The 21209-nt window shown below is 66.5% G+C and carries 23 protein-coding genes and 1 pseudogene; 15 read left to right on the top strand and 9 right to left on the bottom strand.

The genetic code is table 11. The features are described 5' to 3' along the window. Window positions 1-13: 13 nt before the first annotated feature. The 4 genes from ACLJN9_RS11365 to ACLJN9_RS11350 all read left to right on the top strand — a co-directional run bounded on the left by ACLJN9_RS11365 (window position 14) and on the right by ACLJN9_RS11350 (window position 5837). The gene (locus tag ACLJN9_RS11365) at window positions 14-1489 is read left to right on the top strand and encodes a hypothetical protein (protein ID WP_410811145.1); all 1476 of its coding nucleotides are present in this window, start codon (window positions 14-16) and stop codon (window positions 1487-1489) included. Between the two features lie 812 nt (window positions 1490-2301). Continuing rightward, the gene (locus ACLJN9_RS11360) at window positions 2302-3561 is read left to right on the top strand and encodes a hypothetical protein (RefSeq protein ID WP_410811144.1); all 1260 of its coding nucleotides are present in this window, start codon (window positions 2302-2304) and stop codon (window positions 3559-3561) included. Between the two features lie 688 nt (window positions 3562-4249). Next, window positions 4250-4894 carry a hypothetical protein gene (locus ACLJN9_RS11355; RefSeq protein ID WP_410811143.1) on the top strand — a complete coding sequence of 215 codons (645 nt, stop codon included), beginning with the start codon at window positions 4250-4252 and terminating at the stop codon, window positions 4892-4894. A 16-nt stretch (window positions 4895-4910) separates the two neighbouring features. Then, a complete protein-coding gene (locus tag ACLJN9_RS11350; protein ID WP_410811142.1) occupies window positions 4911-5837 on the top strand; it encodes a hypothetical protein in 927 nt (308 codons plus the stop codon). Window positions 5838-6608: 771 nt separating this feature from the next. Here the strand turns inward: ACLJN9_RS11350 and ACLJN9_RS11345 are convergent. Then, a complete protein-coding gene (locus ACLJN9_RS11345) occupies window positions 6609-6878 on the bottom strand; it encodes a GntR family transcriptional regulator (protein WP_410811141.1) in 270 nt (89 codons plus the stop codon). Between the two features lie 2 nt (window positions 6879-6880). Here ACLJN9_RS11345 and ACLJN9_RS11340 point away from each other — a divergent pair. Next, window positions 6881-7024: pseudogene (locus tag ACLJN9_RS11340) on the top strand (replication initiator); the annotation flags it as partial. A 47-nt stretch (window positions 7025-7071) separates the two neighbouring features. Here ACLJN9_RS11340 and ACLJN9_RS11335 read toward each other — a convergent pair. After that, entirely contained in the window at window positions 7072-7263 is a 192-nt protein-coding gene (locus tag ACLJN9_RS11335) for a DUF397 domain-containing protein (RefSeq protein ID WP_410811140.1), read from the bottom strand. Beyond that, the gene (locus tag ACLJN9_RS11330) at window positions 7250-8056 is read right to left on the bottom strand and encodes a helix-turn-helix domain-containing protein (RefSeq protein WP_410811139.1); all 807 of its coding nucleotides are present in this window, start codon (window positions 8054-8056) and stop codon (window positions 7250-7252) included. The genes ACLJN9_RS11335 and ACLJN9_RS11330 overlap by 14 nt, the downstream gene beginning before the upstream one ends. A 420-nt stretch (window positions 8057-8476) precedes the next feature. On the opposite strand from ACLJN9_RS11330, the gene ACLJN9_RS11325 reads away from it, so the two are divergent. Both ACLJN9_RS11325 and ACLJN9_RS11320 read left to right on the top strand, forming a co-directional pair. Then, window positions 8477-8752 carry a hypothetical protein gene (locus ACLJN9_RS11325; protein ID WP_410811446.1) on the top strand — a complete coding sequence of 92 codons (276 nt, stop codon included), beginning with the start codon at window positions 8477-8479 and terminating at the stop codon, window positions 8750-8752. After that, window positions 8749-9024, top strand: a complete 276-nt coding sequence (locus ACLJN9_RS11320; RefSeq protein ID WP_410811138.1) for a hypothetical protein — start codon at window positions 8749-8751, stop codon at window positions 9022-9024. Before ACLJN9_RS11325 ends, ACLJN9_RS11320 begins: the two co-directional genes overlap by 4 nt. 25 nt (window positions 9025-9049) lie before the next feature. On the opposite strand, the gene ACLJN9_RS11315 is transcribed toward ACLJN9_RS11320, so the two are convergent. From ACLJN9_RS11315 to ACLJN9_RS11305, 3 genes are all read right to left on the bottom strand, one after another. Then, entirely contained in the window at window positions 9050-9919 is an 870-nt protein-coding gene (locus ACLJN9_RS11315; protein WP_410811137.1) for an aldo/keto reductase family oxidoreductase, read from the bottom strand. 54 nt (window positions 9920-9973) lie between these two features. Further along, entirely contained in the window at window positions 9974-10660 is a 687-nt protein-coding gene (locus ACLJN9_RS11310) for a hypothetical protein (RefSeq protein ID WP_410811136.1), read from the bottom strand. A gap of 130 nt (window positions 10661-10790) precedes the next feature. Continuing rightward, a complete protein-coding gene (locus tag ACLJN9_RS11305; RefSeq protein WP_410811134.1) occupies window positions 10791-12164 on the bottom strand; it encodes an FAD-binding oxidoreductase in 1374 nt (457 codons plus the stop codon). Window positions 12165-12318: 154 nt separating this feature from the next. Between ACLJN9_RS11305 and ACLJN9_RS11300 the strand changes: the two genes are divergently transcribed. The 3 genes from ACLJN9_RS11300 (at window position 12319) to ACLJN9_RS11290 (ending at window position 15788) form a co-directional block, all read left to right on the top strand. Continuing rightward, window positions 12319-13521 (top strand): FUSC family protein, encoded by a 1203-nt coding sequence (locus ACLJN9_RS11300; RefSeq protein ID WP_410811133.1) that lies wholly within the window; start codon window positions 12319-12321, stop codon window positions 13519-13521. An 86-nt stretch (window positions 13522-13607) separates the two neighbouring features. Beyond that, a complete protein-coding gene (locus ACLJN9_RS11295; protein WP_410811132.1) occupies window positions 13608-14834 on the top strand; it encodes an epoxide hydrolase family protein in 1227 nt (408 codons plus the stop codon). Then, a complete protein-coding gene (locus ACLJN9_RS11290; protein ID WP_410811131.1) occupies window positions 14835-15788 on the top strand; it encodes a redoxin domain-containing protein in 954 nt (317 codons plus the stop codon). It abuts the gene before it with no gap. 6 nt (window positions 15789-15794) lie between these two features. Here ACLJN9_RS11290 and ACLJN9_RS11285 read toward each other — a convergent pair whose 3' ends face one another. Beyond that, a complete protein-coding gene (locus tag ACLJN9_RS11285) occupies window positions 15795-16670 on the bottom strand; it encodes a transglutaminase domain-containing protein (protein WP_410811130.1) in 876 nt (291 codons plus the stop codon). Between the two features lie 65 nt (window positions 16671-16735). Between ACLJN9_RS11285 and ACLJN9_RS11280 the strand changes: the two genes are divergently transcribed. Further along, a complete protein-coding gene (locus ACLJN9_RS11280) occupies window positions 16736-17071 on the top strand; it encodes a hypothetical protein (protein WP_410811129.1) in 336 nt (111 codons plus the stop codon). Between the two features lie 118 nt (window positions 17072-17189). Here ACLJN9_RS11280 and ACLJN9_RS11275 read toward each other — a convergent pair whose 3' ends face one another. Continuing rightward, on the bottom strand, window positions 17190-17795 hold the full coding sequence (locus tag ACLJN9_RS11275) for a GrpB family protein (protein WP_410811128.1): 606 nt from the start codon (window positions 17793-17795) through the stop codon (window positions 17190-17192). Window positions 17796-18007: 212 nt separating this feature from the next. Here ACLJN9_RS11275 and ACLJN9_RS11270 point away from each other — a divergent pair, with 212 nt between their 5' ends. Continuing rightward, a complete protein-coding gene (locus tag ACLJN9_RS11270) occupies window positions 18008-18340 on the top strand; it encodes a PadR family transcriptional regulator (protein ID WP_410811127.1) in 333 nt (110 codons plus the stop codon). Beyond that, window positions 18334-19293 (top strand): hypothetical protein, encoded by a 960-nt coding sequence (locus ACLJN9_RS11265; RefSeq protein ID WP_410811126.1) that lies wholly within the window; start codon window positions 18334-18336, stop codon window positions 19291-19293. The genes ACLJN9_RS11270 and ACLJN9_RS11265 overlap by 7 nt, the downstream gene beginning before the upstream one ends. A 10-nt stretch (window positions 19294-19303) precedes the next feature. Here the strand turns inward: ACLJN9_RS11265 and ACLJN9_RS11260 are convergent, their stop codons facing one another. Continuing rightward, the gene (locus ACLJN9_RS11260; RefSeq protein ID WP_410811125.1) at window positions 19304-19801 is read right to left on the bottom strand and encodes an NUDIX hydrolase; all 498 of its coding nucleotides are present in this window, start codon (window positions 19799-19801) and stop codon (window positions 19304-19306) included. 174 nt (window positions 19802-19975) lie between these two features. Between ACLJN9_RS11260 and ACLJN9_RS11255 the strand changes: the two genes are divergently transcribed. Next, complete coding sequence (locus ACLJN9_RS11255; RefSeq protein WP_410811124.1) at window positions 19976-20179, top strand: hypothetical protein; 204 nt, start codon at window positions 19976-19978, stop codon at window positions 20177-20179. 82 nt (window positions 20180-20261) lie between these two features. Further along, window positions 20262-21128, top strand: coding sequence for a histone (locus tag ACLJN9_RS11250; protein WP_410811123.1), 867 nt, complete (start codon window positions 20262-20264; stop codon window positions 21126-21128). Window positions 21129-21209: the final 81 nt, after the last annotated feature.

Raw genomic sequence — 21209 nt, 5'->3', positions numbered from 1 at the left:
CCAAGGTGTACTCATGGCTGCTAACGAGTCGGACGCGCGGAGTCGAGTGTGGAGCCGCCTTCTGGCGACAAATCCTCCCCTTCGGGTCAAATCGATGCGAATAATCGAATCAGACATATTTGAAGAGCAAGTGATTGATTTTGATTCAGCGAATTGTATCGTCGGATCTCATGGCTCGGGCAAGACGTTACTCCTGAGAATTGTTGAGGCGGCCTTCGGGTACAACAGCCGGACTCCGCCCTTTGTTGGTGGTGGGAAACAATTCGAGCATAATGCTGAGCCGGTTGGCGGTGTCGTTGAACTGGTGGTTGCGGAAGGGGTGAACGAAGTCGCGCGCAGGGTGATCGACTTGTCTATGGGTGAGGCTGATCGTGCTGCGGCTTGGTCAGCTGTCCTAAAGTCGAAATATTGGCCTTCGTTCGCTAGTTCGGCAGAGTTGGCGAACAACTTCATTTGGTACTATCAGCAACTCCCGTCCAGTTTGGGTCACGTGCTCAGTGAGCGCACATTTAAGGCGAATGAGCTGTCGGCTCTCAGGGCCATCCTCGGCAGAAAATATGACGCGGTTCGTGTGCAGACTATCCTTCTGGACGATGATGACGGTGACAACAGCTGGTATTCCCAAGGGCCTTTTGTGACTGCGATGGCTGGAGGTGTGACCACTGATAGCACCAAGTTCAGTCTCGGTGAACTGTGGGTCCATCAAGCTCTGTGGGAGCAAAGCAGGCTCGATGCGGGATGTTTGTTCATGCTGGACGAGCCAGAATCCTTTCTGGCTTTGCGTGGGCATCGTCCTTTCGTTGACGAGGTAGCGCGCCGTGCTCTCGAACAGAAGCTTCAGCTTATGGTGGCGACGCATTCCCCGCAGGTGCTCTCTCGCTTTCCGGCTCCGAATATCCGCATGTGCGTCCGAGGCGTAGCGGGTAAGGTCAGGGTTTTGAAGCCGGATTCTCTCGCGCAGGTGCAGCAGGTTGTAGGAGTAGAGGTGCCCCTGGCGGGTGTTGTGCTAGTGGAGGACGCCTTTGCTGCTTCGGTTCTCGCAGGAATCTTCGGCTTGCTGAATATTTCAAGTGCGAGCCTTGAGATTGTCAATGCAGGCGGGAAGAGTGAGGTTGTTGCGGGGGTAAGAAGCATTTCGCGTGCAACGCGTTTACGTGTCTCCGGAGTTTTGGATGCCGACCAGCGAGAACTGGCCGGAAGTTCTAGTAGGCTATTTGCGTTGCCTGGGAATCTGGATCCGGAGCAGGAACTTTTACTCTTCGCATTACGGGTTCCCGTCGCGGTGGCGGCCTCTCTAGGGCGCAGTGAAGATTCTTTGCTGACAGCCTTGGATGGTTATGAGTTTTACGATCACCAGTATTGGCTTGGTCGCCTTGCTGATGAACTCGGGCTCGATAAAAGCTTCGTCACTAACGTGCTAATTCAGCTCTGGTTACAACAGGAAGAGATACGTCAGCAGGCACTTGAGCTGGTTGCCGCCCTCGTGTGAGGCGGCTTCTGTGCCTATGCTTTGACGGCCTGGCGACGGCCTACAGTGATTATCGCCAGGTTCCGTCCCTGGTCATCGGGGGTGCGGTGATCTTAATCCGGCGTACAGGTCGACTCGTCCGTCGCCCACCAGCTCCGAGACCTGATCAAGGCTCTGAGCTGGTTCTATGTCCGGGCGTCGATGGTCGTTCTTGGTCAACATTGGCCGGCGCTTGACGCCCTGACGACGCCCTGATGCCCTGACGCCCTGAGCGCTGGCTCAGCTGGCCTCGCCTCGGGTCGGCCGGGTTGCGCCGTCGTGTGGGGGGCTCTGCGGGGCCGGGGCGGTGGGGTTCCGGGTAGGCGGCCGGCGGCTCTGGGGGAGGGTCGGGTACGTCCTGGCCGTGGAGCTGGGGTGCCGCCGCGATGGGATGAGCCAGAGGCAAGCCAGTCCCCGGGTTGGACTGGCGCGGCAGCCGACAGCCCCGACCATGCGACCAGTCCGACACGCCGGCTTCCGTCGCGGCCTCGCTGGGCCTGGTCTCTGGTTGATGGGGCGGTGTCCGGCGGCTGTCGGCGGCTTACCGCCCCGGTGCCGTAGGCGTTCTGGGCGGCTTGCCGCCGGCCGGGCTTGCCGCCCCGCACCGCGCGGAGCGTGGTGCCTTGATCCAAACAGAAGGATTCGCCAGCATAGACCGATCCGCGGTCGTCCTCGGCTACGTCCTAGCCCTTGCCAACACTCACTACGCTGCTCGCAGCGTCCCCGACTTTCGTACGGAGGCAACTGTGGAGCGAAGGCGGCAAGGGGCGGGCCATCACTGGATGTACGAGTGGATGGACGAGTTCGACGTCGTGGACGAAGAGACAGCGAAGACTCGTCTTAGGGAGCGATCAGCGGTAGTCAGCCTTGAACAGCTTGCTACCGAGCGGGCGAGTCTAAACTACTCTCACGTCCCTTTGACTGGGAGTGTCGTCGCCGGCACAGGGCTGGAAACCGTCCAAGCCGGAACCTGCGGTGCCTTGGCTTGTCGCAGACCAAGCCTTGACGCAGACCTGGGCTCCCTCCTTCACTACTTCGACTATGTCGTAATGCAAGGACCGAGTGCGCGTGATTATACCGATTTAAGCGAAGCCATCAAAAATCCCGATGAACGACCTGTTGCAATTCACATGGCGGTCCGTGAAATGGAGTGCTTGCTCTACTTAAGAAGTACTGGAATTTCCAACCACATCATCTTTGCAAATAAGCCGTCATGCTTCTGTGACCATCACTTCAAGGACCATGCGGCTGCGCTCGGACTCGCGGAAATGGCTGATCGCGAGAGAATCGCGAAAATGGCCAAACGCTTAAGCCGCGCAGGCTTAGTGAGGGTGGAGCAGAGGCAGCCCCGCGATTGGTACGGATACATCTCTGAACCCTTGTTCTTTGGGTCGATTGGTAAGCGGTATAGAAGAAAGACGGCTCCCAAGAAGGCTGCCGTTGCCGAAGAGATTCTAAGGCGCGACCTAATGGCCGTTGTTTTCGATGCAGCGGCGGCTCAAATGATGGGTCTTCCTATGGCATCAATGGCGGTGCCTCAATACTTCGATCGTGATTCGGAGAGCTCCCGCCCCAGATTGACCGTCGATGAAGTTGCAACCCAGCTCAAAGTTCCAATCCTGAGCAGTCTAACTACCAAGCAGATCGTTGAGCTTCGAGAGCGCGAGTCGGCGCATTTTGAAGCATTTCGTGCAGCATTGCGGGAAGCGGTGGCAACTACGCTTGAGAAAATACCTGCAGCTTCCCCGCAGTTGATCGGTGAATTGGCCTGGCAAGAGCAGTTGAAGCCAGCGCTGGCAGATCTTGAGCGGCGTATCTCGGCAAGCAGGAGTTCTCTGTGGCAGAGTTCCAGCAGCGGTCTGGTCCTTGGAGTCGCGGCAACTACCGTCGCCTCAGTGGTCACTGCTCCCTGGGCGGCAGCCATGCTGGGAGCGGCTGTGGCGACGACTCTCCCCGTAAACCAGATATCTGAGTATTTCAAGGAGCGCAAGCAGGTGAATGTATCGCCTATGTACTTTCTCTGGAAGGCAAAGAAGGCGCAGAACCACGCCTAGTGCTTCCCGCAAACCCCGCTCCTGTTCGCGTCTGGCGTCGACCCACACCCTGTGGATCTGGCCCTAGTCTGCTCGGCTCCGCCTGGGTCGTCGGTAGTCGGGAACCTCCCGGAGCCGGAGTGCCTGCTCTTCGCAATTGGGTCGCCCATTAGTGTCTCGCTGTCAGCGGCGGCAATCTCACCAGCCCAGGAATCGCTCTTACCAGCGGCCCGAGGCTTCGCCATGTTCCGCGCTGCAGGCGGGCTGCAACCGGCGCGCCGGCGGCCGAAGACCAGAGGAGCGGCGGCGGCCCCATCTGGGCGGCCCCGGTTCGGCGGCGCGCGCGGCCCGCGAAGCGGGCCGCCTTAATTGGCTGCCGAAAAAGGACCGCCCGCGCGGCTTGGTAGGCAAACCTCCTGCGGCAGGCAGACGGCCAGTGGCGGGAACCCTCCACCGAGCAAGATCGGATCTAGGTTGTAACCGATGATCTTTGTTGGGCATTTCCGCAGCTCAGGATAGGTAAGAGGTGGGCCGCCAGGGACTCGAACCCTGAAATTCTCGCCTGGCGTCGATTAGCTCCTATCGGGCGGATCCGTCGTTCGACCTGGGCTGCATCATAGGTTGCCGTACAGCCGTCGATGAGCCGTGGACGGGTAACCCGCATCTCTGGAATCCCACCCCTGCGCTCTGAACAGGTAGCGTGGACTTCATGTCCGGTCCAGCGTTCGCCGATCTCTATGCGTCGATCACGACCGATCTATCCAACCAAGGGTATGCGGTCAGTGACCACTGTGACACCCTCCTGGCCGAGCGCCTTGCCCAACAGTTAGGTGTGGTGACAGGTGGTTGGCAGACGCTGACCCCAAAGCAGGAAGACGCTGCACATCCGTGGAGTCTTTCCGGACGTTACGGGCTGGGCAGGTTCCCGTGGCATATTGACGGAGCGGTCGCATCTGTGCCGCCGAAACTACTTGTTATGCAGTGTATAAGCGCGTCAGCTGTCTCAGAACCAACCCAGCTGCTTGATTTCATGCACGAATCCACTCTGGACGCTGCGCAACTATTGTCCAAGGTGGTATTGCGGGCAAGGGATAAAACGGGGTGGGTTAGATACCTCCCAGCCATTATCCATTCAAATGGTAAACCAATGCTGCGCTGGGATCCGAGAACCTGTGAGGTTGTGGATCCGCAATGGCAACGGGTTGCGAACGTCATTGATGACACCCCACCGACTGCTGAAGTGGCTTGGCTGCCCGGTCGCGTTGCCTTCATCGATAATCGACGGAACCTCCATCGCCGCCCGCCCATCACCACAACCGCCCCCCGCGAGTTAGTACGACTCTACGTTCACTAAGATTAAGGGAAATCCAATGTGGGGCTACGAGGATTTTGTCGCCAAAGCAAAACTGTATTTCAACCGCGCGGCCAATCATGACGAGGATGACGACGAGTTCGTACTATGGCTCCTGCTCGGCCTTGAATTCCTCCTTCGCGCTCCTCTTTCACAGATGCATCCCTCACTACTTGCGGCACCCGAGGGCAATAGTCTTTTGCATGCAGCAGGTATCACTAAGGCTGACGCGCACCCTCGATCGGTTACGACGAAAACGGTGGTGGACCGACTCAAATTTGTCATCGAAAGCTTCGGGGATGACCGACAGCGCGACGCCATATTCCTTGCCAATTTGCGCAATCAGGAGCTGCACTCGGCCGACGCTGCCTTGGCCGAAATTCCAGAGGAGCAGTGGCTCCCCCGGTTTTTGGCCGTCGTTAAGGCGCTTTGTGAGTACTTAAAGATGCCTATGTCTGACGCCCTTGATGCTGGCATTATTGCGCACGCTGAGCAGTTAAGTGTCGAAGTGGACCGTGTAGTTCAGCAAGCCGTGCGCGCATTGATAGAGAAGTCGAAGTACATGTATGAACACCTGACAGCACCGGAGCGTGAGGCGCGGATCAGGGCGGTGACGCACACTCCTGGTGGCCATAAGCGCGTAATCCTCTACGGAGTTGCATGCCCTGCCTGCGGCAATCAGACTCCACTTCAACTAACTCCGGGCCGCACAACAAGAAGCAAGTACGACGGGAACACTGGCGAGATAGTTCACAGCGTTATTCACCTTGCAACCGGCCTTGCCTGTGAGATCTGCGGATTAGAGCTGGATGACACCGCAAAGGTTATTGCGGCGGGGATCCCGCGGCTTCGTACCATCGAATATTCCGAAGATCGTTACGAGGGCTGGGAGAGCAATGTTGACACAAGCATGCTGTATGGCGGTGAGGACTACGGAAATGACTGACCGTCGCGTTTTTTGAAGGCGCCTACCTTCCCTCGGTCTATCTTCAGCCTGCGGCAAATAACATCATAGTGGCGGCTCCGCTTGCTAATTCGCCAATGTGGAGTTGTGAGCCATCTAGAGTTCGAGCTGCGTAAGCGAGCACCCTTTTAAGCCCCCTTCAATGGGTTCGAGAATTGAAGTTCCGCAGAGAGGTCTGCGTAGCAGGGAAGATCGTTCCGTTCAGTGGTGCTCCAACGTGGTGCAACTTGAGTGAAAGCATCATCGATGGGCGGATCCGCCCCCCTACCGCTGCTTTTGCAGTGATTCGGGTAACCTCTCGGACAATAGCCAACCTCACGGATAGGCCCTCGGGGGTTCGCCCTGGGAAGACTGAGACACGAAGCAGCAGTTGCCGCATTAACTGAAGTTGCTTGACCAGTTTGGTCTCGTTCTTTCGTTTCGCGAGAACCGCCTCTTTATGCGCCTCGAACTGCGGCTTAGCGGTCCAATCGACGCCAAGAGCCACGAGTTCAGACGTAAGGGCCGACACCAACACGGTCAATACCAGTTGATCGCTCTGCGCCACGTGTAGAAGGTGCGCGTGCCCTACTTTCCCGGGCGGTGTAGTCGTTAGCTTCTGACGACTGATTCGACGACTCCGCTACGTCGATTGACCTGCTGGTGTCCGATCAGGGTTGCGCCGACCTCAAGGCCGAAGAGTGCTGCGAGCTCGGGGTCAGCCGCATCTCACGCAGTTCGGTGTCTGACTCCTCGGTTTTTTCTGGGCCGTCCTTATGGCGGTCGGCGCTGCCGAGGTGCCGCGTCCGTGCTCGGTGATGACCAGACCGTCTCGCGTAGGACGGCCTGACGAACAGTGCCCCGGCTTGCCCGGAACTCGGTGGTGAGGGCGCTCTCCGTTGGCAGGAGCGCGCCCGGCGGGATGCTGCCGCTTTCGATGCGTTCCCTGAGCTGGTCCGCGATGACCCGGTAACGGGGCTGTCCGTAGTGCGGGGTGGGCACCCGGTCACCGTACCTGGCACTTGTCTTATCAAGTGTCAACATGGGACTCGTACGGCCCGGTCCGCCCCGACGGCACCCCGGTCAACCCCGCCCGGTACGACTACCGCCGCGCCGCCTGGGACGCCGTTCACTTCCTCTGGCTGCTCGACCTGTTCTGGCAGAACCTCCGCCGGTGCGAGGGCTGGAATCGCGGGTGCCCGTCGCATCGTGGCAGTGCTTTCGCGGTTGTTGTCGGTTACGGTCGCTGGGCGATCTGGGTTACGAACGCTCGCCAGGCCGCCGGACCGAAGGTTAGTGCCGGGCCGGCAGGATCCTTGCTGTCCCGGACGCCGACGACACCGGGCAGGTTGTCAGCGACCTCGACGCAGTTGCCCCCTGACGAACCGCTGCGCCGGGACTTGCGCCAGGTGGCGTTAGTGAGGTCCATGATCGCTGTGCACTTCCTTCATCAGCTCGTTGGACTGTCGGCGCGGGAGCGCTTCGTTCCGGACGTTCTCCCACCTCGCCTGAAGAGTATGTAGCCCATCTTCGTTATCGACCACGATCCCGCCTAGCTGATTTTCGAGGTGCCCCGTCCAGGCCCCGTCGCTGGCGCGCGCCAAAGCGAACGGCCCGGACAGCCCGATGTGGAGGCCGGCACCTGTCGGGACCACGTGCACGTGAACGTGCGGCAGCTCTGCGACGGTGATGAGGTGGGCGATCTGCTCGGCCATGATGCCGGCATGCTCGTCGCCACCGCGGCGAAGCGCGGACTCGTCCAGCACGGCCACCACCTGTGGCGGTGTGTCCCCGGTCAGGATCTTGTGTCGACTCATACGGGCGCTTACCTGGTGGTCTATTTCCGTGGCCGACATGAGGTCGTTCAAGCGCATCACAACACGGGCGTAGTTCTCGGTCTGGAGTAGGCCCGGGATCAGTAGTGGCTCGAAGAGGCGAAGTTGTCGCGCGCCGCGTTCGGCGTCCAGCCACGGCAGAAACCACGACGGTGCACCAAGTTTCACCACCAGACGTCCGAACAGCCCGTCGTTTCTGAAGGCGCGGTCCGCTCCCCGGATGAAGTCCATCGTCAGCGCTCGGGTGCCGCTCTCGACGGCGCTGACGTGCGAGGCGCTGAAGCCCGCTGCCCGGCCGAACGCCTCCTGCGTCATGCCGGACGCTCCGCGAGCGCGGCGGATCTCGCTCACGATGAAGTCCGACAGGGGACTCGGCACGTCAGCCATACAGCGCTCCTCAAATCGGAGATCGACTACCCGGGACTCCACACGCCTCGAAGCTGTTCGGCCAGCTCAGCCCGGACGCCTGGAATGTCTTCCGAGCGTAGTGGTCTCCACATCAGAGTGTCACCAGATGGCGCGGCTGGTAGGGACCACGAGACCCGGCGGTCGCGTTCGTAGCGGGGCCGCTCCCGACGGGCGAGCACTCACGGGAGCGGCCCCTTCCCAACGGCACCCAGGGGAGACCGTGCCCGACGACAAGCCCGAGAAGCCCGAGCCCAAGCCGGCTAGCCCGCCGCCCGCGAACCCGGATGCACCGATTGCCCCCTACGGCCCGTGGCCGCCCGGACTCATCGTTCCGCCCCTCCGGCGCCCGGGCGCGAACCGTGCCCCCGCGTACCGGTGGGCGACACGGTGATCGGGACGATGAAGGCCGGCGACGTGGTCCACCTGACCACCGCCGCGAGCGTGCAGTTCCTCCGCCCGATTGTCGTGCGCGTCATCCGTGAGTTGCCCGAGCGGCACACGTACGACGGGTGGGTGTGGATTGAGGGTTACGAGCTGAACGCGGCGGGCGACGCGGTGGCGCGACGCGAGCTGTTCGTGATGCGGGCGGGCGTGCGGTTGCAGGCCCCGCCCACCCCACCGGCGAAGACCGCCGAACGCCGGCCCGTCCGTCGAGCTCCGGTGCGGGTCGGATGACCGCTCGCCCTCGCCCGCACCTGCCGATGCGCCCGGCGTGGTTGTGCCGCAACTGCGCCGCGCCCTGGCCGTGTCGCCCGGCTCAGCTCGACCTCGTGGCCGAGTTCTACGGCCATTCGATCGCCCTGGCGTTCTACCTGGCCGCGTCGATGCACGAGGCGATCGACGACGTACACGGGCTGGGCCTGCACCCGAACCTGCCCGCGATGCACGTCAGGTTCCTCGGCTGGGTGTCCCTGGCCCGCCGGCCTCGCCAGTCACATCGACAATGAGTTTGCGGGGCCGAGCGTGAACCGCTCAGCTGGCGATGTGGTCCAGCTCGGCCACGTCCTCCTTGGACAGGATCAGGCTGGCGCCGGTCACGTTCTCCCGCAGGTGTGCCACCGACGACGTGCCGGGGATGAGCAGGATGTTCGGGGAACGCTGCAGCAGCCAGGCGAGGGCGACGGCCATCCGGGACGCGCCGAGCCGTTCCGCGACCCGCTGGAGGGCGTCGGACTGCAACGGCGTGAACCCGCCGAGCGGGAAGTACGGCACGTAGGCGATGCCCTGGGCGGCGAGCGCGTCGATCAGGTCGTCGTCGGCACGGTTGGCGAGGTTGTAGAGGTTCTGCACGCACACGACCGGCGCGATGGACTGCGCCTCGGCGACCTGCTCGGCGTTGACGGTGCTGACCCCCAGGTGCTTGATCAGCCCTTCCTGCTGCAGGCGCGCCAGCGCTTCGAAGGGTTCGGCGATCGAGCCCGGCTCGGGCTTGTCGAACCCGCCGACGCGCAGGTTGACCACGTCGAGCTGCTCCAGCCCGAGGTTGGTCAGGTTGTCGTGTACGGCCTGGCGCAGCTCCTCGGGGCTCAGCGCCTTCGGCCAGCCGCCCTCCGCGTCGCGGCGCGCCCCGACCTTGGTCACGATGTGCAGGTCGGCCGGGTAGGGGTGCAGCGCCTCCTTGATGATCTCGTTGGTGACGTGCGGGCCGTAGTAGTCGCTGGTGTCGATGTGGGTGATGCCCAGCTCGACCACCTCGCGCAGCACCGCCACGGCGGCCGCGCGGTCGGCGGGCGGGCCGAACACGTGCGGACCGGCGAGCTGCATGGCGCCGTACCCCATCCGGGGGACCGTCAGGTCCCCACCCATCGGGAACGTGCCGCCGGGAAGGTCATTCGTTGCCATCGGAAACCATCCTTCTGTTCGTTTGTCGAAACCGGACCGGGCCCGAGCGGCGCCTCACGGCGTCCGGTCGACGGTCAGTTCCGAGACGCCCGCGACGGCGTCGATGTCGTAGCGGTCCCCAGCTGCGGCCCAACCGGCCGGTGTGAGGGTGGTGCCGCCGGCCACGCCGGACCTGCTGTCGCCGTCCACGGTCACCCGGGCGGCTCCACCTCCGGCGCGTACCTGAACCGGCGCGTCGCCGGCGAGGTGCACCAGGAGGCGGCTGGCGCCCCCGGTCATCGACACCCGGATCGTGCCCTTGGCCGGTGGCAGGGTCACCTCCGCCCGGTTGGTGCCGGCGGCGAACTCGACCTCGTCGACCAGGCCGCTGCGCAGATCGAGAGTTTCCTCCTGCGCGCCGCCGCCGAGGCGGACACGCCAGCGTACCGCTTCGTTCAGTGTCACCTCGACCAGCGCGGGGCCGGCGCCGTCCGACGCGGCGAGCCCGGCCAGCACCGAGCCGTCGGCCACGGTGACCGCCGGGCGGACCTTGGCCTCCGCGGGCGTCGAGACGCGGTAGAGGTCGTCGCCGAGGTCGGCGCTGCGCACCCGGACCACGTCCGCGCCGTTCACCAGCACGAAGGTGGCGTCCCGGAGGTCACCCCGGTCGCCGACGGCGGTGTGTACGTCGGATCTGGTCGGGCCGGCGAGCGGCCGGTCGGCGCGTCGCGCCTCGTCCGGCCGGCAACCACCAACCAGCATTGTGAGTACGAGGAGACCGACGACCGTCCCTCGCGTCCTGCTCCGTGTCACCCGTCGACCCTCCGACCTGTCCGGTTACGGCCCTCTCCTTACCCCGCGATGCGGTGGACGACTCCCGGACGACGCGTGGTCAGGTCGGTGGAACGTTCAGGGTGAACCGGAACATGTTGTCCGGATCGTAGGTGGCCTTGATCTCTCGTAGGCGCCGGAACGTGTCGGCCCCGAAGGCGTCACCCACCCGGTCCTGCTGGTCCCCGCGGAGGAAGTTGAAGTACGCCTCGCCCGTGTACACGTCGCCCAGCGAGGCGAAGGCGTCGGTCGTGGCGGCGGCGATCTGATCCATCGGCGCCGTGACCGCTGGCGTCACCGCGTGCAGCAGGAACGGCGCCGACGGCGCAGTGAAGGCCTGGTGGGCGCCCACCTCGTCGGCGAGCGCGCCGCCCAGCTGCTGCACCTCCAGTTGCATCAGGGGAGGCATGGTGGTGTGCGCGATCCGGACCAGACCGTCGATGACCTCGTCGGAGAGCGAGCTGAGGTATTCGACGTGCGAGTACGTCGGGGAGCCGGCGGCGTGGGAGGCGGGATCGAGGTTCGCCACGTCGGACAGCCTCTGGCGCCTGACCGAGTCGAGCAGCGGCGTCCCGAGGCCCCGCAACGGCGCGAGAATCGCGTCAGAGGTCGCCGGGTCGGCGTGGCAGAGGCCGAACATGCAGACCGTCCGGCCCCGGATCTGCGCGGGGACGCTGTCCTCGGGTGGTGCGGCGAGGAGTCGGCAGACGGTGCTGGTCGTGGTGGGTAGCCCTGCGGCCCAGTCCCGATAGAACCGCAGCACATCGGCGGCGCGCTCGATCGGGAAGTACAACTCCCCGCCGACCACCTCGGGAATGGGCCGCAGCGCCATCGTGAGCGACACGACGACACCGAAGTTGCCGCCACCGCCGCGGAGGGCCCAGAACAGATCGGCGTTCTGCGTCTCGTCGGCCCGCGTCACCGTCCCGTCGGCGAGGACGAGTTGCACGGCGAGGACGTGCGAGGCGGCGGATCCCAGATGACGGACCAGCCAGCCCAGGCCACCACCGAGGCTGAACGCGGTCACTCCCACACTGGTCACCTGCCCGAGCGGGTACGCCAAGCCCTCCGGCTCGACCGCGCCGAGCAGATCCCCCGACGTGACGCCGGGGCCGAACGTCGCGGTGCGGTTCGCGGTGTCGACCGAGATGTTCCTCATCGCGGACAGGCGCAGCAGCAGGCCGTCGTCGCAGGGTCCGACGATTCCGTGGCCGGTGGCCATCACCGAGAGCGGTATGCGCTGCGTGCGGGCGTAGGTGACCGCCGTGACGACGTCCGACACCGAGGCGGCGTCGACGATCACCTTCGGATGCTGGTCGACGACCTGCAACCAGGGCTTTCGAAGATCGTCGTACCGCGGGTCGCCGGGTCGGAACACCCGCCCGGACAGCTCACGGGCAAGCGCCGTGGCGGACCCCTCGTCAGGAACGGCCATGTCTACCGATCACCCACCCTCAGCCACCCGGCGTCACCATCGAGGCTATGGCACCCGCGATCGGGCGCAGACGGGTTCGGCCGGGTCGGGTCACCAGAAAACTGATCGCCGGACCGGCGTCGCTTGCCCGCAGGCGATCGGGGTAGTCCGGGCCATGCGAGGGCGACGACACACTCCCGACGCGCGGACCGATCGCCCCGGTGACGCCCACGACGACCGCGCCGACGAGGTGATCCGTCGGTGGCGGTCCAAGCGGCGGACCACCGGGCGGGAGCGGCGCCGGCAACTCGGGATCTACCTCGTCGTCGCGGTGCAGGCCGGTATTGCGGCGGGCCTCGCCTGGACGATCGCCGACGCCATCGACTTCGACGCCAACCCGGTCTTCGCGCCCATCGCGGCGGTCGGCACCGTCGCGGCGGCGGCCGGGCAACGGTTGCGCCGTACGGTCGAACTCGTCGTGGGGGTGGCACTGGGCGCGGCCATCGCCGACGGGCTCGTCGTGATGATCGACCGTGGGGCCTGGCAGATCGGGCTCATCGTGACGGCCACCATCGTGACCGCGATCGCCCTCTACGGGCGAGGTGGCCTGATCACGCAGGCGGGCGGCACCGCCGTGCTGGTGTCGAGCATCGCCCCCGCCCATGCCCGGGTCGACGCGCCGCAGGTGTTCAACGCCGTCATCGGAGGCGCGACGGCTCTCACCGTGGTGCTCCTGCTGTTTCCGCTCAACCCGCTGCGGATCGTCGAGCGGGCCGCCGGCCCGGAGCTGGACAACCTGGCGCACCAGTTCACCACGGTGGGTCAGGCGCTGGCCCGCCGCGATGCGAAGGCCGTCGACACCGCGCTCGGTGGGCTGCGGGCGATGGGCGCGCAGTTGGCCCAGCTCTCGGACGCCGTTCAGGGCGGTGCCGAGGTGGTCAGATACTCGCCCCAACGCCTCCGCTGGCGCAACACGCTGCGGGAGTACCGCGCCGGCGCCGAGCACCTGGACCGGGCCGTGCTGGGTGGCCGTGGCCTGGCCCGACGCGCGTACACCGCGATCAGTGACGGTGAGGCGATTCCTGCGGCGCTCAGCGATGCCGTCATCGACCTGGGTGGCGCCGTCCGGCAGCTGCATCTGGAGTTCATCCGGGGACGCGAGCCGTCATCGGCTCGGCACCAGGCACTGCGGGCGGTCCACGAGGCCGGCCAGGCCGCGCGCGAGGGCCTGGGGTTGTCGGGCACCGTGGTGATGGCCCAGGTCCGGACCATCGCCAGAGACCTGCTGCGCGCCACTGCGATCTCCCGTACCGATGCCAATCACATGGTCCGGCAGGCCGCCGGTGTCGAGGTGGGGCCGGCGCCGAAGGCCCAGTGACACCGTTAGCCGTCCGCGATCACGGGAAGGCGGTCCAGGCCCGGCCGAGGTGCCCCCCACCAGCTCAGACCGAGAGGAAAGCACGCATGGCTGTCAAGACCACAGCACGCCCCCGCACGACGGAGATTCGCCCGTTCACGGTGGAAATCCCTCAGGCGGACCTTGATGACCTGCGGAGGCGCATCGCGGCGACGCGTTGGCCGGAAAAGGAAACCGTCGACGACCAGTCGCAGGGCGTGCCACTCGCGACGATCCAGGCCGTTGCCCGCTACTGGGAGAAGGAGTACGACTGGCGATCGATCGAGGCGCGGCTGAACGCCGTACCCCAGTTCGTGACCGCCATCGACGGAGTGGACATCCACTTTCTCCACGTGCGTTCGAAGCACGAGGATGCGCTGCCGCTCATCGTCACCCACGGCTGGCCCGGGTCGGTGATCGAGCAGATGAAGATCATCGAGCCGCTCACCGATCCCACGGCACACGGCGCAAGCGCATCGGACGCCTTCCACCTGGTGATTCCGTCGCTGCCCGGTCACGGGTTCTCGGGCAAGCCGACGTCGTCGGGCTGGAACCCGGAAAAGATCGCGACCGCCTGGACGGAGCTGATGAAGCGTCTGGGCTACTCGCGGTTCGTCGCGCAGGGCGGCGACTGGGGTGCGGTCGTCGTGGACCAGATGGGGGTGCAGGCGCCTCCGGAACTGCTCGGCATCCACACCAACATGGCGGGTGCGGTCCCACCCGACATCGACCTGGTGTTCCAGGGCGACACCACCGGCGCGAACAACGCCATGGGTTCGCTGCCGTCGGGTCTGTCCGACGACGAGATGCGTGCGGCCACGGAGTTGGACTACGTCTGGAAACACGTCGCCTACGCCCTCATGATGGCGACGCGTCCGCAGACGCTGACCGGGTTGGCGGATTCTCCGGTCGGCCTGGCGTCCTTCCTGCTCGACCACGACGCGAAAAGTCTGCACCTGATCTCGCAGGTCTTCGAGGGCGCCACCGCGGGCCTCACCCGCGACGACATCCTGGACAACATCTCGCTCTACTGGCTGACGAACACGGCGATCTCCGCCTCCCGCCTGTACGCGGAGAACAAGCTCTCGTTCTTCGCCGCCAAGGGCGTCAACGTCCCGGTCGCCGTGAGCGTCTTTCCCGACGAGCTCTACGAGGCCCCGCAGAGCTGGGCCGAGCAGGCGTACCCGAACCTCGTCTACTACAACAAGCTCGACACGGGTGGGCACTTCGCTGCCTGGGAGCAGCCGAAGATCTTCTCCGAGGAGCTTCGCACCGCCTTCCGGTCGCTGCGCTAGATGGCCACGTCCGGGCTTCCGCACCTGCCCCCGCTCGACGGGGCGGCCGAGTGGCTCAACTCCGCGCCACTGGGTCCCGCCGACCTGCGTGGGCGCGCCGTTCTCGTGAACTTCTGGACGCTGACGTGCGTCAACTGGCTGCGCCAGGAGCCGTACGTCCGTGCCTGGTCGCGGGCCTACCGCGACGACGGGCTGGTCGTCGTCGGGGTGCACACGCCGGAGTTCTCGTTCGAGCACGACGTCGAGTGGGTGCGACGGGCGGTCGCGGCACGAGCGATCGACTACCCGGTCGCGGTCGACAACGACCACACGATCTGGAACGCCTTCGACAACCACTACTGGCCGGCGCTCTACTTCGTCGACACCGACGGCGTGATCCGAGACGACCACTTCGGTGAGGGGCGCTACGAGCAGTCCGAGCGCGTCCTGCAGCAACTGCTCGGCATCGAGCGCGAACCCGTTGCCGTCGACGGTCTCGGCCCGGAGGCGGAGGCCGACTGGGACAACCTGCGTACACCCGAGACGTACCTCGGTTTCGGTCGCGGCGAGGACTTCGCGTCGCCGAACGGCGCCGTGCTCGACGAGCGCCGCGCCTACGAGCTGCCGGAGAGCCTGAGCCTCAACCAGTGGGGCCTGGCTGGCGAGTGGACGATCGGGGTGGAGAACGTCGTGGTCGACCGGGCCGGCGGCAGCGTCGCCGTCCGGTTCCACGCACGCGACGCGCATCTCGTGCTGGCCCCCGGAGCGGGGTCATCGATCCCGTTCCGCGTGCTCCTCGACGGCGAGCCACCCGGCCCGTCACACGGAGTCGACGTCGACTCCGACGGCAACGGCGTGCTCCAGGACGGCCGCCTCCACCAGCTCGTACGCCAGAACGGCGCGGTCCGCGAGCGGACCCTGGAGATCACGTTCGGCGAGCCCGGCGCCGAGGCGTACGCCTTCACCTTCGGATAGGCCCGATCAGCGGCGCAGATCCACCACGCTCATCGTGCCGGAGACCGGTGAGGTGCTGCGCACTCGATCGTCGGGACGCAGACGTGCGTCGGTCGCGTACCGGTCGGCGAGCGCCTTCTCCGCGGCCTCGTCGCCGTCGTCGGCGGCGAGCAGCAGGGCGGCGATCTCGTCGACGAGGGTGAGGTCGGCGGTGGTGACGTCGTCGGTCATCGCGTCGAGGCTGTCCCAGAGCAGCAGCTCGTCGGTCTGCCGGTGGGCCAGTTCGAGCAGGACGTAGTCGTGGATGAACCAGTCGCCACGGATCGGCAGCTCCGGGCTCACGCCGTAGACGTCGGGGTCGATCGTCCCGGCCCGGTAGGCCGACCACACCCGAGCTGCCGAGTCGAAGAGTCCAGCCTTCGGGTCGATGTCGTACCCGTCGAACTGCCAGTCGCCACCGGGGTCGATCTCCGGATCCGCCCAGACCCAGCGGTGGCCGTTCCAGTACTCCACCAGCACGTGATCGTGATACCAGCCGGGCGAGAAGTAGGAGGCGAAGCCGACCCGGCTGCGGCTGGGAATGCGGTGCTGGCGGAGTATCGCGACGGAGAGCAGGGTGTGGTCCCGGCAGCAGCCGGCTACCCGGTCGGCTACCGTGCGCTCGGTCGTGAGGGGCAGGGGAAAGCGGGACTGGTCGGTGTCGAGGATGCGGTCCACCCAGCGGCAGTTCACCTCGTCCAGCCGGTCGCTGGGCAGCTCGACGCCACCGGCCCGGTAGTGGACGATCACGTTGCGGACGGTCGCCGCCACGGTGGGAATGTCGGCGGGCACGGCGTCGAGGAGCCCGCCGTGCCGACCGGGATCGCTGTAGGGGGAGTGCCGCCGGTAGTCGTCAATGTCCATGGGACGAGTCTCCGTCCTGGCACCGTCGCCGAGTCAAGGTGCTTTTCGGGATAGTGTCGATTGCTGTGACAGCGTCCGACATCACCATCGCCACCCCGGCGGCCCGCGACACGGTGGTCGGTTCGCTGGTGGCCGCGTTCGTCAACGATCCCGTTCTGCGGTACCTGTTCCCCGACGCGAGAACGTATCCGCGGTATGCCGCAGCCTTCTTCGGAAACCTCTTCGACAAGCGGGTGCACAGGTCGTCGATCTGGACGATCGGTGGGGGTGCGTCCGTCGCTATCTGGGAGGAGACCAGCAACCCGGCCAACGTGGAGCTGTATCGCCGCGCCGGCTGGGAGGTGGTGGACTCGCTCTCGGAGCCCGTGCCCACCTGGATCATGCAGCAGCGGACCCGCTGAGAGGTCACGGTTGGCGGTGACTTGCGACCCCGTTCTGCTGGCTGGCTGACTGCATCCGGGGGCCGCCACCAGATCTTGGACAGTTTCCGTTAGCTGGTAACGGTAACTGTCCAAAGATCTACGCACGACCTTCGGCGGCGGCGAAGATGCGCGCGTAGATCCCGTCGATGACGTCGTTCTTCGCCAGGCTGTAGTCGCGCGGACGGCTTGCGGTGTCCCGCGCGAGGCGGCGCTTGCTCGCGGCGTACAACTCGCGGTCCTGCGGATGCGAGCGCAGCCAGTCGCGGAACAGCCGGTGCCGGACGGGCTCCGGCGCACCCTGCGGCCAGACGTGCAGGTTGACGTCCTCGGCGGGGCTGAGGAGCATCCGATGCCCCTGCCACCATGGCTCCCGGAGAACGAGTCGGTATCCGAGGCCTTCCAGCGCGGGCAGATAGCTGGACTCGTCTGCGGTGTTCTCGATGAGCACGTCGATGTCGATGACGGGCTTGGCCACCAGCCCCGGCACCGCCGTGGACCCGACATGTTCCACAGCGATGATCAGGCCACCCAGGGCCTCGGCGAGCGACGAGCGGACGGCGGCGAACCGATGCGCCCAGGCCGGGTCGTACTCCTCGATGACGACGGAAGCCCACGTCCGTGGCCGCTCGCCCACCAGGCCGGCGTCCACCTGCTCGGGGGTGCCGTGGAAGCGCTGCACGACGTCCTGCGGATACTCGACCACGGCAACCTCCTCGAGAAGCAAAGTCCGCCAGCCTACGACATCGGCCACGCGCCGAGGCGGCGGTCGAGCGCTGACCGGCCGGAAAGTGGGCACCGGGGTGGACCACCTCCCGGGTCCGAGTGGCCGCGAACGGCACCGAGTGCGGACGCCGAGTTGTGGATTCCCGTTCAACGGGTACCCACCCCTATGTAGAGAACCGATACAGTGGTCCGATGCGGATCACGATTCCGGTCGCGAAGGTGCTCGCGGCGCTGCTCGCCGAGCCTGACGCGCAGCGGTACGGGCTGGACCTGATGCGTCTGACCGGCCTACCCAGCGGCACCCTCTATCCGGTGCTGCACCGGCTCACAGGGGCCGGCTGGCTGGCCGCCGACTGGGAGGCGATCGATCCCGTCGCGGCCGGCCGGCCAGCCCGTCGCTACTACCGCCTGACGGCCGAAGGGGTGGCGCTGGCCCGGCGGGCGCTCGCCGACCTGCGCGCCGCGATCCCCGGTGGTCGTCCCTCGTGGGGCGGCGCCGAGCCCACCGGAGCGCCAGCATGGTGACCCGCCGAGCGGCCGAGGTGCTGCTCGAACTGGCCGCGCGCCGCTGGCCGGCCGAGATCCGCGACGACCTGCGCCGCGAGTGGGTCGCAGAGGTGCACGTGCTCGCCGAGAGCGGTCGCCGGACGAAGATGGTCGGCTTCGCGCTGAGCCTCGCCGTCAGTCGCGCCGGTGCCCCGCTCGTCGACCGCAGGCTCACGCGCGGGCGGGCTGGTCAAACGGTGGCCGCGTTGCTGCTGTCCCCGGTCGCCTGCGTCGGGATCGTGCTCGCCAGTGCGTACGCCCTGTACCCGATCCAGCGCTGGCTGATGACCGAGAGGTGGTCGGAGCGGGCGCAGAGGCCGCTCTGGGCGGCGATCACCGTCGGGCTCGCGCTGCTGCTGGCGGTGTTCGCCGCGCGCTGGGCCCGGCACAGCGCCATCGACGGCCCGCTGCGCATCGCGCTCGGCGTGGTGCTGCCCATCGGCGCGACAGCGGTTCCGCTCCTGTACGTCATCTACCCGGACGGCCTGGCCGGCGCCGTACCAGGTCTGTTGCTCTGGTTGGCCGGCCTGACGCTGGCCCTCTGGGCCGCCGCGAACCTCGCCGCGCGGGGTCGGCTCCGCGCAGCGTGGTGGGTGGGCGTCCTCGGCGCGCTCGCCGCCGCCGACCTCGCGGTGATCCTCGCCGTCGTCGACACCTTCCCGGGCGGCATCGGCGTTGGGCCGGTCATCGATGCCCGGGAGAGTGTCGACCGGACCTCCGCGCCGCTGTGGCTCTTCGCCTCGTGGACGAACTGGAACTTCGGCCTACCCCGGCCCATCCCGTGGGAGATCTTCCTGATCACCAACCGGGTGCTGGTGGAGCCCGTGTTCTACCTGGCGTGCATGCCCTACGCGCTCGCGTACACCATCCGGGCGGCCCGGTCCGCGCCCGCCGTGCCGGTCGCCCTCGCGCCGACCCCGTCGTCGGTCTGAGCCGTGCCGCTCAGCTGGGCACGTCGTCCCAACTCGTGCCCGGCTGCAGGTAACCGGCCGACTGGTTCTCACGCAGCGCGTAGGCGATGACCAGCAGGGCGTGCTTGTCCAGCTCGGGCAGCCGGTCCAGGGGGAACCACCGCACGTCCAGCGACTCGTCATCGTTGACCCGGGCGGTGCCGGCCACCAGTCGACACAGGAAACCCAGGTTCAGGTATTCGCAGCGGTCGCCATTGGGGTACGTGTGCGGGTGCGAGACGGCACTGGACAACCGCATCGGCGCGACGTCCAGACCCGTCTCCTCCCGCACCTCGCGGACCAGCGCGGTGGCCGGCTGCTCACCCGGCTCGACGAATCCGCTGATCACCGACCAGCGCCCGTCGTCGGCACGCTGACCGAGCAACAGCTCACCGGTGTCGTTGCGGACCACCGCGCTGACGCTGGGCAGCCAGAGCAGGTCGTGGCCGACGTGTTTGCGCATCCCCAGGATGTAGTCCGGTATCGCCATCCGGCGATCATAGGCCGGGGCGCGGTGAGACTGACCTGCGCGTCTTTCGGTGTTCCGGTGCCACGCGTTTCGGTGTTCCCGCCCCCGACGCGTCATGCATATCTACTGTGGAGAGGGTCGGCGACTTGTGCGATCCGGTGGCGGCCGGTCGGTTCGCGGTGCACAGTGATTCCCATGAGCGACAGCGGACGTGGTGGGCAGTTCTACTGGTGCACCCGGCACCACCGGGTCGAGACGGACGCCGACGTGTGCCCGGCGAAGCACGTTCTCGGCCCGTACGACTCGGCGGCCGACGCGGAGAACGCCCTGCATCGAGTGCAGGAGCGGAACGAGGCGTGGGATGCCGAGGACGCTCGTTGGGCCGGGGAGGACAGGTAGGCGGCGCGGGACGGCCCGCGCCGAGATATTTCGTGCTCCGCGAGGACGCACGCGAGAGCACGTCCCCAAGGAGGGAACCACGATGGCCGAAGCACAGCAGGCCACCACCCGCCCGGCCGCCCGACGCACCACCGCGAAGAAGACCGCCGCGGCGGAGCGGAACACGGCCGCGAGCCGGACCACCCCCGTCCGCAGGTCCACGGCGGGCGCGTCGGCGGCGAAGGCCCCGGCCAGGAAGGCTGCCGGCGGCGCGGGGCGCGCCCCGGCGAAGAAGACCACCACGGCGGCCACGAAGGCCCCCGCGAAGAAGGCCACGACCAAGGCCACGACCAAGGCCACGACCAAGGCCACGACCGCGGCCAAGAAGGCGCCGGCGAAGACCTCGACCGCCACCCGCACGACGACCGCCACCGCCAAGCGGGCCCCGGCGTCCGCGGCCAGGAAGACCACCGCCGCCGCGAAGAAGACCACCGGTACGGCGAAGAAGACGGTGAGCGCCGCGAGGAAGACCACCGGTTCGGCGGCGGCGGCGAAGAAGACCACTGCCGCCGCGAAGGCACCGGGGCGCAAGACCGCGACCAAGGCGTCCGCCGTCAAGAAGACCGCATCCGCCGTGAAGAAGACAGCGGCGCAGAAGACGGCCGCCACGAAGACCGCCGCCAAGAAGGCGCCGGCGACGAAGACGACGGCGAAGAAGACCGCCACCACCCGCCCCAGCGGCGGCGCCCGCAAGGCCCCGGCCAGAAAGGCCCCGGCCGCGAAGGTGAGCGGCACCTCGTCGACCACCGCGCGCAAGGCGGCGGCGAAGAGGGCCCCGGCGAAGAAGACCGTCGCGGCCAAGGCCCCGGCCCGCGCGGTGACCGCCCGCAAGTCGCCGGCCGGCCCGGCCGCCGCGCGGACCACCACCCCCCGGGGTACGCGCGGCGCCGCTGGGAAGACCGCCGGCTGAGCGGGTAGACCCGGCTGGTTCGGCTCGACCTGGCGCATTTTCGGCCGGTCACCGGAAGCGGATCACTCACGGCACTGTCAG

This window comes from Micromonospora sp. 067-2, from assembly GCF_046549295.1.
GTDB lineage: Bacteria > Actinomycetota > Actinomycetes > Mycobacteriales > Micromonosporaceae > Micromonospora.
The sequence above is the reverse complement of the archived record's forward strand: the minus strand, read 5'-3'. Positions and strand labels throughout refer to the sequence as shown.

What these genes read in the sequence shown, in the direction of transcription:
- ACLJN9_RS11365 (WP_410811145.1), top strand. Translation starts at nt 14, where the DNA reads ATGGCTGCTAACGAGTCGGACGCGCGGAGTCGAGTGTGGAGCCGCCTT.
- ACLJN9_RS11360 (WP_410811144.1), top strand. Translation starts at nt 2,302, where the DNA reads ATGGACGAGTTCGACGTCGTGGACGAAGAGACAGCGAAGACTCGTCTT.
- ACLJN9_RS11355 (WP_410811143.1), top strand. Translation starts at nt 4,250, where the DNA reads ATGTCCGGTCCAGCGTTCGCCGATCTCTATGCGTCGATCACGACCGAT.
- ACLJN9_RS11350 (WP_410811142.1), top strand. Translation starts at nt 4,911, where the DNA reads ATGTGGGGCTACGAGGATTTTGTCGCCAAAGCAAAACTGTATTTCAAC.
- ACLJN9_RS11345 (WP_410811141.1), bottom strand. Translation starts at nt 6,878, where the DNA reads ATGTTGACACTTGATAAGACAAGTGCCAGGTACGGTGACCGGGTGCCC.
- ACLJN9_RS11335 (WP_410811140.1), bottom strand. Translation starts at nt 7,263, where the DNA reads ATGGACCTCACTAACGCCACCTGGCGCAAGTCCCGGCGCAGCGGTTCG.
- ACLJN9_RS11330 (WP_410811139.1), bottom strand. Translation starts at nt 8,056, where the DNA reads ATGGCTGACGTGCCGAGTCCCCTGTCGGACTTCATCGTGAGCGAGATC.
- ACLJN9_RS11325 (WP_410811446.1), top strand. Translation starts at nt 8,477, where the DNA reads ATGAAGGCCGGCGACGTGGTCCACCTGACCACCGCCGCGAGCGTGCAG.
- ACLJN9_RS11320 (WP_410811138.1), top strand. Translation starts at nt 8,749, where the DNA reads ATGACCGCTCGCCCTCGCCCGCACCTGCCGATGCGCCCGGCGTGGTTG.
- ACLJN9_RS11315 (WP_410811137.1), bottom strand. Translation starts at nt 9,919, where the DNA reads ATGGCAACGAATGACCTTCCCGGCGGCACGTTCCCGATGGGTGGGGAC.
- ACLJN9_RS11310 (WP_410811136.1), bottom strand. Translation starts at nt 10,660, where the DNA reads ATGCTGGTTGGTGGTTGCCGGCCGGACGAGGCGCGACGCGCCGACCGG.
- ACLJN9_RS11305 (WP_410811134.1), bottom strand. Translation starts at nt 12,164, where the DNA reads ATGGCCGTTCCTGACGAGGGGTCCGCCACGGCGCTTGCCCGTGAGCTG.
- ACLJN9_RS11300 (WP_410811133.1), top strand. Translation starts at nt 12,319, where the DNA reads ATGCGAGGGCGACGACACACTCCCGACGCGCGGACCGATCGCCCCGGT.
- ACLJN9_RS11295 (WP_410811132.1), top strand. Translation starts at nt 13,608, where the DNA reads ATGGCTGTCAAGACCACAGCACGCCCCCGCACGACGGAGATTCGCCCG.
- ACLJN9_RS11290 (WP_410811131.1), top strand. Translation starts at nt 14,835, where the DNA reads ATGGCCACGTCCGGGCTTCCGCACCTGCCCCCGCTCGACGGGGCGGCC.
- ACLJN9_RS11285 (WP_410811130.1), bottom strand. Translation starts at nt 16,670, where the DNA reads ATGGACATTGACGACTACCGGCGGCACTCCCCCTACAGCGATCCCGGT.
- ACLJN9_RS11270 (WP_410811127.1), top strand. Translation starts at nt 18,008, where the DNA reads ATGCGGATCACGATTCCGGTCGCGAAGGTGCTCGCGGCGCTGCTCGCC.
- ACLJN9_RS11265 (WP_410811126.1), top strand. Translation starts at nt 18,334, where the DNA reads ATGGTGACCCGCCGAGCGGCCGAGGTGCTGCTCGAACTGGCCGCGCGC.
- ACLJN9_RS11260 (WP_410811125.1), bottom strand. Translation starts at nt 19,801, where the DNA reads ATGGCGATACCGGACTACATCCTGGGGATGCGCAAACACGTCGGCCAC.
- ACLJN9_RS11255 (WP_410811124.1), top strand. Translation starts at nt 19,976, where the DNA reads ATGAGCGACAGCGGACGTGGTGGGCAGTTCTACTGGTGCACCCGGCAC.
- ACLJN9_RS11250 (WP_410811123.1), top strand. Translation starts at nt 20,262, where the DNA reads ATGGCCGAAGCACAGCAGGCCACCACCCGCCCGGCCGCCCGACGCACC.